Source organism: Gilliamella sp. ESL0405 (assembly GCF_019469205.1).
Classification (GTDB): domain Bacteria; phylum Pseudomonadota; class Gammaproteobacteria; order Enterobacterales; family Orbaceae; genus Gilliamella.
In genome coordinates, this window is sequence record NZ_CP048265.1 from 14,565 (window position 1) to 27,138 (window position 12,574).

The window sequence follows — 12,574 nt, forward strand, 5'->3', positions numbered from 1 at the left end:
TCATTAATAGCTAATTTTAGTAAGGAGATGTGCTTATCATGAACGATAGTTCACCAGAATCCGTTGCTTCAGTATTAAAAGTTTTTGGAATTTTAGAGGCTTTATCTGAGTCAAAAGACATTGCAATATCAGAATTATCGCAAAAAGTAATGATGCCTAAAAGCACAGCTTATCGTTTTTTACAAACTATGAAATCATTAGGTTACGTTAATCAAGAAGAGGATTCTGACAAGTATTCGTTGAATTTAAAACTACTTGATTTAGGTAACCGAGTGCTTTATCACCAAAACTTTTTGACCATTGCTGATTTAGAAATGAGAAAGTTACGGGATAAAACTAAAGAAACTATCCATTTAGCGGTTCGAGAAGGTGATCAAATTATCTATGTTAATAAAGTTGCTTCCGAACAATATAGCCTCTGTTTAACTTCGAAAATTGGTAATCAAGCCACAATTCACGCAAGTGGACTCGGTAAAGTCTTATTAGCTTGGCTCGATGACGAAAGCAAAAAAAGCTTAGTTAATGGTATTGATTTTGTTAGGTATACACCCAAAACCATTACCAGCAAAGAGGCTTTTTTAGCTGAACTCGATGAAGTAAAACGTTGTGGATATGGTAAAGATAATGAAGAATCTGAGCTAGGCTTACGATGCTTTGCGGTGCCGATTTATAATCGTTTAGGCAATATTATTGCGGCATTAAGCCTATCAACCTCAATTTTTCGATGCAACACTGCTGATGAAGAAGCGAAATTAATTAATGAAATCAGTCAGTCTGCGGCCAAAATTTCAGAGTTGATTGGTTATAACAAACAATCAAAAAATATTGATTAATTGCTGTTATTATTGATATATCACGCCTAAACATACCGCTTGGCTTGCGCCAGTCACTTCCGGAATATTCGAAGGAATATGATTAATGCGACAATAAGCCAGCCAAGCAAAAGCAATCGCCTCCATGTCATCACTGTTTATACCCACTTGATCGGTTTTCATTACCTGCCATTGGGGTAATAACATCGATAATCTTTGCATAATAAGCGGATTTCTTGCTCCCCCGCCACAAACCAATAGTTGGCAAGGTAACTGTTTATTAATCGGTAATTTTCTAATCTCTTGTGCGATAGATAACGCCGTAAACTCAACTAATGTGGCTTGTATATCTTGAGGTAATAACGCAAATTGAGTCAGTTTTTTATGTAACCAAGGTAGATTAAATAACTCACGCCCGGTACTTTTAGGGGCAGGCATTTTAAAATAGTCTTCATCAAATAATTGGGACAATAACGCTTGATTAACCTTGCCTGTTTTCGCCCATTGCCCGTCTTTGTCATACCTTTTACTCAGATTTTGATATACCCAACTATCGAGTAATACATTACCCGGTCCAGTGTCATACCCAATAACGGCTTGATTGGGGATTAATACTGAAATATTACTGATACCACCAATATTTAAAACCACTCGATTAATCTGTTGGTCTTGCAGCACCGCTTTATGAAAAGCGGGCACGAGTGGTGCACCTTGCCCGCCGTAAGCCATATCTTTACGCCGAAAATCGGCAATTGTTGTGATTTCTGTTTTGGCAGCGATAATATTGGCATCGCCAATTTGCATCGTAAAAGGATATTGTGTGTTTGGTGCATGATAGACAGTTTGACCGTGACAGCCAATCGCCTTAATTTGCTTTCTATCAATATCATTTTTAAGCAAAAACTTATTGATGCTATCGGCATATAACAAACCCAGTTGGCGATCAAGCTCGCCTAAATTTTGCAGTGTTGTGTGCTTTGTTTCACAGAGGTTAAGTAACCGTTGTTTAATTGATTCCGGCATTGGCTCACAGTCACTGGCTAATGTCACAATCTTATTGGCGGTAATATCCACTAACGCCATATCAACCCCATCCATACTTGTTCCAGACATGACACCGATATATAAGTTTTGCATGGGTTATCCTTGTCGAATAATGTGACCGGTTAAGATATCTCTAATTTCCGAAGGTTGCGATCGATTACCTGTCTCACCTTGTAAAATTGGAAAATCCTCACCAAATTGTTTAGCAACTTCCGCCGCAGTTTTACAAGCCTGATAGCCCGATAAATTAGCACTGGTTGATACCAGTGGTTTACCGAATTGCTCACAAAGCTCGCGCACTAACGGATGCGCAGTTACACGTACGGCAATTGAATCAAATTGACCGGTTAAGAAGTAAGGCGTGCTAAGATTTTTAGGAAAAATCCAAGTGATTGGACCAGGCCAGCTATTCAAGGCTAATTGTTTTTGCTCAGCGGTGATAGTATTAAGATTGATATAAGGAGTCAGTTGTTGAAAATTGCTGGCAATTAATATCAGCCCTTTATCAATTGATCGTTGTTTTAATTGTAGCAGTTTGAGTACAGCTGACTGGCAATCAGGATCGCAACCTAGCCCGAACACCGCTTCTGTCGGGTAAGCAATCACTTCCCCATTTTTCAATCGGATTGTTGATTGAGATAAAGATAATAAATTGGCCATTAAAATTTGAAAATTAACGAAAAGAATTGAAAATCATATTAAACCTAGCAAATCAGATTTGCAAATGTGCCAATATTTGCTTGAAGCCTAGGCTGGTTAGGTTAATCAAATGAGATTAAAGGTAAAACCTTTAACCATAAGCATTGGCAAAAAGCCATAAATCGATTATTCCCAGTTTAATTGTGGGTGATATTTTGCGGTTAACTCTACAGCTTGTTGCATATTAATGATACTAATTCTTGCGTCGATCAATGCGATCAATCCACGTGCGGCAATGTCACTATCAAGTGCAAAGCAATATGGCGTTTTTTTGACTATTTCATCGAGTAATGGGATATGTTGTCTGGCTAACATCACGCCATTTTGCCAAAATAGCACCGCATCTTGATCAGATATTAGTTGGGTATCAATAATCGATTGGTTAGCTGTTGAAATTGTATGTAACATTATTTTTCACTTTTTATACTTAAACGTATATATTTTCTGAAACTTCTTGACAAGATATCACGTTAATCTTGCATGGTACATCTTTAATAGTTATTAGTATATAATAAGGACTATTTATTGAGCAAAGAATTTGTCATGAAATCGATCATTTTAGCTAACGAGCACGAAACCATTTTGTTTGGTCAGCAACTGGCAAAACAATCGCTACACTATTTATTGAATCATGATAGTGCAATAGTTATCTATCTTATTGGAGACCTTGGCGCAGGAAAAACGACATTTAGTCGTGGTTTTTTACAACAATTAGGTCATATCGGTAATGTTAAAAGTCCAACCTATACTTTAGTTGAACCTTATGAGTTTGACGGGTTTAGTGTTTATCATTTCGATCTATATCGGCTTAGTGATCCTGAAGAGTTGGAGTTTATGGGGATTCGTGAATATTTTGCTGCAAAATCTATTTGCTTAATTGAGTGGCCCAATCAAGCTCAAGGTATTTTACCTAACGCCGATATCGAAATTCATTTGGATTATTTGGCGCTTGAACGTAGTGTTTGTTTAGAAGCAAAAACAGATACCGGCCAAGCTATTATCAATCAATTAAACGATGAACTAGTGAAAAAACAATGAAAAAACTACTCACTTTTTTAATGCTTTTACTTCTTTGCAGTTCAGCTTATGCCGCCAAAGTAATTATTGCTGTTGATGCAGGACATGGTGGTAAAGATTCGGGTGCAGTAGGTAAAAACAAATTGTATGAAAAGACAGTCACCCTGTCTATTGCTAAAAAACTGACTAATTTATTAAATAAAGATCCCCAATTTAATGGGGTGCTCACTCGAACTGATGATAATTTTATTTCTGTTGCAGAGCGTTCAGAAATTGCCCGCAATAATAAGGCCAGTTTATTGATTTCGATTCATGCTGATGCGGCACCAAACCGAAAAGCGACCGGTGCTTCAGTTTGGGTATTATCGACCAAACGGGCTGATACGGAGCTGGGTCGCTGGTTAGAGCAAGATGAAAAACAGTCTCAGTTATTAGGTGGCGCCGGTGATGCCTTGAGCGAAGATCACAATCCCCATTTGAGTCAAGCTGTGATCGATTTACAATTTTCCTACTCTCAACGTGTAGGATATGAGCTGGCAACGCAAGTGATAAAAGAGATGAATCGGGTTATTAAATTACATAAACATAAGCCCGAACATGCAAGTTTAGGGGTATTACGTTCGCCTGATATTCCGTCAATCTTAGTTGAAGTGGGCTTTATTTCTAATCAAGGCGAAGAGAGCTTACTTGCAAATAATGCACATCAAGAGAAAATTGCCAAAGCAATTTATCGAGGTGTTAAAAACTATGTAAAACAAAATCCGAAATTTGGAGAGCAACATTAATGGCAATTCATATTCTATCACCTCAATTAGCTAATCAAATCGCAGCAGGTGAAGTGGTAGAACGACCGGCATCGGTTATTAAGGAGTTAGTTGAAAATAGCCTTGATGCCGGCAGTACACAAATCGATATTGATTTAGAACAAGGTGGCTGTAAGCTAATTCGTATTCGTGATAATGGTTGTGGGATAGCCAAAGATGAACTGGCTTTAGCCCTAGCGCGTCATGCAACCAGTAAAATTACCACGCTTGATGATTTAGATTCGATAATGAGTCTTGGCTTTCGTGGCGAAGCGCTAGCCAGTATTAGCTCTGTTGCCAGATTAACGCTAACTTCTCGTACGGCTGAACAATCAGAAGCATGGCAAGTTTATGCTGAAGGCCGGGATATGCAGCCAACAATCAAGCCTGCCGCTCATCCTGTGGGGTCAACAGTTGAAGTGCTTGATCTATTTTACAATACGCCGGCAAGGCGCCGTTTTCTTAAAACTGAGAAAACCGAATTTATGCATATTGAGGAGTTTGTCCGACGAATTGCGCTAGCTCGGCCAGATGTGACTTTTAATTTACAGCACAATGGTAAGCTCGTTAAACAGTATCGTACTCAAGAGTTAGCAAAAAGGGTTGAAATGGTTTGTGGGCGAGCGTTTATGCAAAAAGCGGTCAAATTGGATTGGCAACATGATGATTTAATTATTCAAGGCTGGGTGACCAGTAGCGAAGTGAGTGATCTGCAATATTTTTATGTTAATGGTCGAGTCATTAAAGATAAACTCTTAAATCATGCTTTACGACAAGCTTATGTCAGTCGTACCAATGAACAACAAAGTTATGTCGTATTTTTACAAATTGACCCTAAACAAGTCGATGTTAATGTTCATCCCGCTAAGCATGAAGTGCGTTTTCATGAAGCGAGGCTTGTGCATGATTTTGTTTATCAAGCTATCGTTATGGCGTTAGAGTCTGATTTGCCTTCTATAGCCACAGACCAACCTGCTATTATGCCAAATCGATCTGCTGCCGGTGAAAACATCTTTAATCACCCTAAATCGCCGCAATCTTATCAAACCGTCAATCCGCTACCGAAAAAACAGGCTAATCATATTAAAGAAAATACAGCTTATGGGCAGTTAGTAAAGGTTGAGCCGCAACTGGAATTGGTTGCAGCATCTGAAGTGATTGAATCGTCACAAGAAACTATTACTGAACCACAAAAAGCGGTGATAGATGCGTTATTTCCGAAACGAAATACGCCATTACAAACGTTACATCAACAGCTTGATAGTGCGTCATTAGTCCAATTTGGTCGGGTGTTGACGGTCATTCAACCTGATATCGCCTTATTGGAAAAGTATGAAGATAATCAGCAAAAGTTTATGTTAATGAATCTACCAATTGCGCAACAAAAAGTAACTGCAATCAAATTATTAACTCAAGAATCGGAAAAATTACTTATTCCACTGACTATTTTAGTTAATCATAAAGAACAGCAAGTGTTAGCCACTTATCAACCACAATTGCAGTTTTTAGGCTTTGATTTTTATGTTGATAAAGCTAAACTCCATTTACAAAGCGTGCCTAAAATGTTGCGAACAATGAATTGGCAACAGCTCTTACCTAGTTTAATCGCTTATCTGACATCATCAGATAAAGACAACGAGAAGGGTATTGATCCAACGCAAATAGCAGCATGGTTAGCAAGCCAATGCGATGATAATCGTACGGCGAGTTGGAGCGTTGCCAAAGTGATACAACTATTAGCGCAATTAGAGCAGATTGATGCTCAGTTATTACAACAAACGACATTTTTACATCCCGTTGATCTCCAATCATTTACTCAATCAATGTTATCATGAACAAACCAAAAATTATTTCGTTAATGGGGCCAACCGCTTCGGGCAAAACCGCCTTTGCAATGGCTCTTGCTGATAAATACCCAATTGATATCATCAGTGTTGATTCAGCACTGATTTATCGAGGAATGGATATCGGTACCGCTAAACCCACTCAAGATGAACAAAAACAGTATCCACATAAGCTGATTGATATTTGTGATCCGGCGCAGAGCTATTCGGCTGCCAATTTTCGCCATGATGCGATAGTTGAAATTGAAAATTCACTAAAAAATGGCCGAATTCCATTATTAGTTGGTGGCACCATGCTTTATTTCAAAGCATTAATCGAAGGTTTATCACCGCTTCCGGCGGCAGATAGTGAAATTCGTCAGCAAATAGAAGAGAAAGCTAATCGATTAGGTTGGCAAGCCATTCATGAGGATTTAAAAAAGGTGGATCCGGTTTCAGCAAAGCGGATCCACCCAAATGACCCTCAGCGACTAAATCGTGCTCTAGAAGTCTATTTGATTACCGGTAAAAGCTTAACTGAGCTAACTGAGCAAAGCGGCGAAGCGTTGCCATATGACATCAAGCAATTTGCTATCATGCCACAAGATAGAGCAGAACTACATCAACGTATTGAACAGCGCTTTTTACAGATGCTAGATCAGGGGTTTGAAGACGAAGTGAAAACATTGATGCAGCGATCGGATCTGCACTTGAATCTTCCCTCGATTCGTTGTGTTGGTTATCGGCAGATGTGGGAATATTTAACTGGCGATGTTAGCTATGATGAGATGGTATTTAAAGGTATTTGTGCAACTCGCCAATTAGCTAAAAGACAGATCACTTGGCTTCGCGGGTGGCAACAGCCAATTACTTGGCTAAACAGTGATAATAGCGAAACAATGCTTAGTCAGATTTTTTAATCATTAAAAACTGGTCCGCTTCATTAATTGATAAATTATTTTGCATAACGTTACATTTAATGACAAATTTTTTTCAGTCTGTAAAGAAGTTTTAGGATATTACGACGTTTAAGCATAATTTTTCGTTTGTTTTGTGTTAATTTGTTAAAATTTTAGTTATTTGTGCATAAATTGCAGATGAGCGGTTTAAGAGTAGCCTTTTTTATGTTATTTTGATAATACTAAATAAGTGTTTTTTTGTTACTTACTAATAAAAAAATATTTTAACTAAAGTATAACTATCACACATACATATTTTATTTTATTATCATTTTAAAGGATAAACTCATGTCAAAAGGGCAGTCATTACAAGATCCTTACTTAAATTTGCTTCGTCGCGAACACATTCCTGTATCAATCTATTTAGTTAATGGTATTAAATTACAAGGACAAATAGAATCATTTGATCAATTTGTAATTTTATTAAAAAATACAGTGAGCCAAATGGTTTATAAACATGCTATCTCAACAGTCGTTCCTTCAAGACCTATTTCAGGATTGGTAACCCAGTCTGAAGAGGAAAGCGAAAGCTGATTATTTTCAGTGGAGAATTTGATTGTTTGAGCGATATAAAGGCGGTGAATCTGCCTTATTAGTCCATGTATTCTTCCCCCAAGAAAGCGATATCGAGGATCTAAAAGAGTTTGAAGTATTAGTTTCTTCAGCTCAAATAGACATTCTCGATATCGTGACAACTTCAAGAAAATCACCACAAGCCAAATATTTTATCGGCGAGGGTAAAGCCCTAGAAATCGCTGAAAAAGTTAAGCAACTTGAAGCATCGGTTATTTTAGTCAATCATACACTAACACCCACTCAAGAACGTAACCTTGAAAAACTGTGCGAATGCCGTGTAGTTGATCGAACAGGATTGATTCTCGATATTTTTGCTCAGCGAGCCAGAACGCATGAAGGTAAACTGCAAGTAGAGTTAGCCCAATTGCAATATCTTTCCACTCGTTTAGTTCGAGGATGGACACATTTAGAACGCCAAAAAGGTGGGATAGGATTGCGTGGTCCCGGTGAAACTCAGTTAGAAACGGATAGACGCTTAATCCGGCATCGAATTCAATTAATTTTATCCCGACTTGCCAAAGTTGAAAAACAGCGTAATCAAAATCGCCAATCAAGAAACAAAGCCGATCTGCCTACCGTTTCATTAGTCGGTTATACCAATGCCGGTAAATCAACACTCTTTAATCAGTTAACAAATGCTGATGTCTATGCCGCAGACCAATTATTTGCAACACTCGATCCAACATTAAGGCGTATTATGGTCGATGATGTTGGCGAAGTTGTGTTAGCCGATACCGTGGGATTTATTCGTCACTTGCCGCATGATCTTATCGCAGCTTTTAAAGCTACTTTACTTGAAACGCAAGAAGCGGCACTTTTGCTACATGTTGTTGATGCAGCCGATCCTAACTTACTGGATAATATTCATGCTGTTGATGAAGTACTGTTAGAAATTCAAGCACATGAAATCCCAACGTTATTAGTGATGAATAAAATCGATCTCATGGACGACAAACAGCCCTGTATTGATCGTGATGAAAATGGAATGCCAATTCGTGTTTGGATTTCTGCGCAAAATGGTTTAGGATTAGATCTCTTATTTATTGCATTAAAAGAAAGGCTTGCTAGACAGATTCAAGTTTGTCAATTAAGCTTACCAACTCATTTAGCCAGACTTAGAAGTCGTTTTTATCAGTTAAATGCAGTGGAACATGAATTCATTAATAAAGATGGTAGTTTTCATCTTGATGTGAGGATGCCTTTAATTGAATGGAATCGCCTCTGTAAACAAGAACCAGATCTGCTATACTTAACCAATACGCAAAATAACAACTAAACTAATTGTTAAATGGAGCATCTAAAATATGGCGTGGAATCAGCCCGGTAATAACGGACAAGATAACGACCCATGGGGAAATAACAACAAAAAACCGTCCAAATCATCAGGCGGTTTATTGGATATCATTAATAACCTTCTAAAAAAGGGTAACTCAGGAAACAATAATGGTGGGTCACAAGGCACTAAGTTGCCAATAAATGCCTCAAAAATTATTGGTATTATTGTTGTCACCCTTATCGTCATTTTGGCAGGAAGTGGGTTTTATACTATTAATCAAAGCCAGCGTGGTGTGATAACTCGCTTTGGTCAAGTTCAGCCAGAAATTATTCAACCCGGATTAAATTGGCGAATACCTTTAGTTGATAATTTGTATGTTGTTGATACGCAAGGTACACAAAATTTCAATGTTAAAGGCTATATTGTGACCACCGGTGAAAATCTGGTTTATGTTGAGATGAATGTTCAGTATCGTATCAACGATCCGATAAAATATTTATTTAATGTAACAAATGTTAAAGATAGTCTTCACCAAGCGGCAGATAGTGCACTTAGAACGGCAGTAGGAAGCTCTAATATCGATGCAATTATTTCAGATGGCCGTGCGGCTCTTGAAAGCAGCACTAAAGATGAGCTAGTTAATGTTATTACGCAGTATGATATGGGGATTAATATCGTTGATTTAAATTTCCAGGTTGCCGGTCCTCCTGATCAAGTTCAAGATGCTTATGATGATGCGATTCGTGCTCAAGGCGATAGTGAGCGTGAAATCAAAAAAGCTGAAGCCGATAAAGTTCAATTAATCCAGCAAGCAGAAGGTCACTCAGCAAGAATTATAGCTGATGCAGATGCCTATAAAGTCAAAGTTGAACTCGAAGCAGCGGGTGATGTAGCACGCTTCGAAAAATTACTACCACAATATAAAGCGGCGCCGGAAATAACCAAAGAGCGTTTATATATCGAGACAATGGAAAAAATATTGAGTAAAACCAATAAAGTCATTGTTAATGATAAAAGTGGTAATTTAATGGTATTACCTTTAGAACAATTAATGAAAAATAAAGGTCAACCAGCGACTAATTCAATTGATTCAAATAGCGAATACAATTTTAATACACCAAGTTCTTCTGAACCAATAATCACTGTACCAGAAGCTAAGAGTGAATCACAACAAAGCGTTAGCCCGAACAATCAGCCAACTGATAGAACAATGCGGGAACCGCGGTTTATTGGACGTTAAGGAGAAATATAAATGCGTAAATTATTGATTCCTCTTGTTTTGATTTTAATTGGTGTACTTGTCTCAAGTGTCTACGTGATTGAAGAAGGAACTCGTGGTGTGGTTTTACGATTCAATAAAATTATTGAGTTATCAACACCGGGACTACATTTTAAAATTCCAGGTATGGATAGCGTTAAAGTTATTGATGCAAAAATTCAAACAACCAATAGTTCAAATAATAATCGAGAACAACGATTTTTTAATGTTCAGAAAAAAGAGTTGATTGTAGACTATTTTGTGCAATGGAAAATTGTGGATTTTAACCGTTATTATGAAACAATTGCCGGCGGTAATAATGTCGAAGATTTATTATTAGCTCGTTTAAACGGACGGTTAAGAGCTGAGATCGGTAAACTCAGTAATGAAGACATTATCAACGATTCTAATGCAGATACTAAATCACGTAACTCATTAATGATTCGTGTGAAAGATGCTTTAAATGGTACTCATCATGAAACAGTTGATAATACACCGATCGATAAACTTGTAAATGATGCTAAGAAAGATCCGGAAGGTTCTAAAACCAGCTTACGAGCATTTGGTGTTGAAGTGATTGATGTGCGAATTAAAAAGATCAATTTCCCGGATGCGGTTTCTGGTTCTATCTATGCAAGAATGCGAGCTGAACGTGAAGTTATTGCACGTGATAAACGTTTTGAAGGTGTCAAAAAAGCTGAAGAAACACGAGCAAGTGCGACTTTACAAGCCACTAAAATATTATCTGAAGCAGAACGCCAATCACGTGCTACCCGCGGTGAGGGCGACGCCAATGCAGCTAAACTTTATGCCGATGCATTTAGTAAAGATAAAGAATTTTTTAGCTTTATTCGTAGCTTAAAAGCTTATGAACAAAGCTTTGTTGGCAATGATGTTATGGTCATTAGCCCGGATAGTGAATTTTTCCAATATATGAAATTAAAATCTGATAAATAACTGAATGAGTAAATAGTCTATGAGTAATAATGTTGTTGTGCTAGGTACACAATGGGGTGATGAAGGCAAAGGTAAAGTTGTTGATTTACTCACAGAAAAAGCAAAATATGTAGTTCGTTATCAAGGTGGGCATAATGCAGGCCATACCTTAGTGATTAACGGTGAAAAAACGGTATTACATCTAATTCCTTCGGGCATTTTACATAATAATGTCATCAGCATTATTGCTAACGGGGTTGTGCTTTGCCCGGATGCATTAATGAAAGAGATGAAGGAACTGGAAAATAGCGGCATACCTGTTAAAGAAAGATTATTGATATCTGAATCATGTCCATTAATTTTGCCTTACCATATTGCACTCGATCAAGCCCGTGAAAAAGCGCGCGGCAGTAAAGCAATCGGTACAACCGGTCGTGGTATTGGTCCTGCATATGAAGATAAAGTTGCTCGTCGTGGACTTCGAGTTGGGGATTTACGTGATCGCCAAGCTTTTGCTGAAAAATTAAAAGAGGTAATGGAGTATCATAACTTCCAACTAGTTAACTACTACAAAGCCGAAGCAGTAGACTACCAAAAAGTGCTGGATGATACACTCGCTATCGCTGACATTTTAATTGCGATGATAGCTGATATACCAACGCTATTAGAAGAGGCACGCAAAAAAGGCGAAAGAATTATGTTTGAAGGTGCGCAAGGCACTTTACTTGATATTGATCATGGTACTTATCCTTTTGTTACCTCTTCAAACACAACAGCGGGTGGTGTAGCGACCGGATCAGGATTTGGTCCTCGTTACGTTGGCTATGTATTAGGTATTGTTAAAGCTTATTCTACTCGTGTTGGCGCTGGTCCTTTCCCGACAGAGTTATTTGATGATGTGGGTGAGTATCTTTGCAAACAAGGTAATGAGTTTGGGGCAACAACAGGCCGCCGTCGTCGTACCGGTTGGCTTGATGCGGTTGCAGTTCGTAAAGCTGTGCAACTCAATTCGGTTTCCGGATTTTGCTTAACTAAACTTGATGTGTTAGACGGCCTTAAAGAAGTTAAAATCTGTGTTGGTTATCAATTACCAAATGGTGATGTAATTAAAAATGCACCAGCAGCAGCGGAAGACTGGAGCCTGGTAAAACCTGTTTATGAAACTATGCAGGGTTGGAGCGAATCAACTTTTGGTGTGAAAAATTTTGATGCATTACCGTCCGCCGCAAAAAACTATATCAAACGGATAGAAGAATTAACTGATACCCCTATTGATATTATTTCAACAGGTCCGGATCGTAGTGAAACCATGATTCTACGTGATCCTTATCAAGCGTAATTGTAAATAAAAAATCGGGAGCATTTTCCCGA

12 protein-coding genes and 1 pseudogene are annotated in these 12,574 nt (G+C 38.1%); 10 read left to right on the top strand and 3 right to left on the bottom strand.

Features of this window, described 5'->3' with window-relative positions:
• Positions 1-38: 38 nt before the first annotated feature.
• A complete protein-coding gene (gene kdgR / locus GYM74_RS00065; RefSeq protein ID WP_220218493.1) occupies positions 39-833 on the top strand; it encodes a DNA-binding transcriptional regulator KdgR in 795 nt (264 codons plus the stop codon).
• Positions 834-842: 9 nt separating this feature from the next.
• Here kdgR and GYM74_RS00070 read toward each other — a convergent pair whose 3' ends face one another.
• The 3 genes from GYM74_RS00070 to tusB form a co-directional block, all read right to left on the bottom strand.
• Positions 843-1,949 (bottom strand): anhydro-N-acetylmuramic acid kinase, encoded by a 1,107-nt coding sequence (locus tag GYM74_RS00070; protein WP_220218494.1) that lies wholly within the window; start codon positions 1,947-1,949, stop codon positions 843-845.
• A 3-nt stretch (positions 1,950-1,952) separates the two neighbouring features.
• A complete protein-coding gene (locus GYM74_RS00075) occupies positions 1,953-2,516 on the bottom strand; it encodes a Sua5/YciO/YrdC/YwlC family protein (protein ID WP_220218495.1) in 564 nt (187 codons plus the stop codon).
• Positions 2,517-2,681: 165 nt separating this feature from the next.
• A complete protein-coding gene (tusB, locus tag GYM74_RS00080) occupies positions 2,682-2,963 on the bottom strand; it encodes a sulfurtransferase complex subunit TusB (protein ID WP_220218496.1) in 282 nt (93 codons plus the stop codon).
• A 135-nt stretch (positions 2,964-3,098) separates the two neighbouring features.
• Here tusB and tsaE point away from each other — a divergent pair, with 135 nt between their 5' ends.
• The 9 genes and pseudogenes from tsaE (at position 3,099) to GYM74_RS00125 (ending at position 12,542) form a co-directional block, all read left to right on the top strand.
• Positions 3,099-3,593 carry a tRNA (adenosine(37)-N6)-threonylcarbamoyltransferase complex ATPase subunit type 1 TsaE gene (tsaE, locus tag GYM74_RS00085; RefSeq protein WP_220218497.1) on the top strand — a complete coding sequence of 165 codons (495 nt, stop codon included), beginning with the start codon at positions 3,099-3,101 and terminating at the stop codon, positions 3,591-3,593.
• Positions 3,594-3,649: 56 nt separating this feature from the next.
• Positions 3,650-4,336: pseudogene (locus tag GYM74_RS00090) on the top strand (N-acetylmuramoyl-L-alanine amidase); the annotation flags it as partial.
• 20 nt (positions 4,337-4,356) lie between these two features.
• Positions 4,357-6,210, top strand: coding sequence for a DNA mismatch repair endonuclease MutL (mutL, locus tag GYM74_RS00095; protein ID WP_220218499.1), 1,854 nt, complete (start codon positions 4,357-4,359; stop codon positions 6,208-6,210).
• Positions 6,207-7,118, top strand: a complete 912-nt coding sequence (gene miaA / locus GYM74_RS00100) for a tRNA (adenosine(37)-N6)-dimethylallyltransferase MiaA (RefSeq protein WP_220218500.1) — start codon at positions 6,207-6,209, stop codon at positions 7,116-7,118. The genes mutL and miaA overlap by 4 nt, the downstream gene beginning before the upstream one ends.
• 327 nt (positions 7,119-7,445) lie before the next feature.
• Positions 7,446-7,691: an RNA chaperone Hfq gene (hfq, locus tag GYM74_RS00105; RefSeq protein WP_220218501.1), complete on the top strand. Its 246-nt coding sequence runs from the start codon at positions 7,446-7,448 to the stop codon at positions 7,689-7,691.
• Between the two features lie 22 nt (positions 7,692-7,713).
• On the top strand, positions 7,714-9,009 hold the full coding sequence (gene hflX / locus GYM74_RS00110; protein ID WP_220218502.1) for a ribosome rescue GTPase HflX: 1,296 nt from the start codon (positions 7,714-7,716) through the stop codon (positions 9,007-9,009).
• A gap of 28 nt (positions 9,010-9,037) precedes the next feature.
• Positions 9,038-10,249 (top strand): FtsH protease activity modulator HflK, encoded by a 1,212-nt coding sequence (gene hflK, locus GYM74_RS00115; RefSeq protein ID WP_220218503.1) that lies wholly within the window; start codon positions 9,038-9,040, stop codon positions 10,247-10,249.
• 12 nt (positions 10,250-10,261) lie between these two features.
• Positions 10,262-11,224 carry a protease modulator HflC gene (gene hflC / locus GYM74_RS00120; protein ID WP_220218504.1) on the top strand — a complete coding sequence of 321 codons (963 nt, stop codon included), beginning with the start codon at positions 10,262-10,264 and terminating at the stop codon, positions 11,222-11,224.
• Positions 11,225-11,243: 19 nt separating this feature from the next.
• Positions 11,244-12,542, top strand: a complete 1,299-nt coding sequence (locus tag GYM74_RS00125) for an adenylosuccinate synthase (protein ID WP_220218505.1) — start codon at positions 11,244-11,246, stop codon at positions 12,540-12,542.
• The last annotated feature ends 32 nt before the right edge of the window (positions 12,543-12,574 follow it).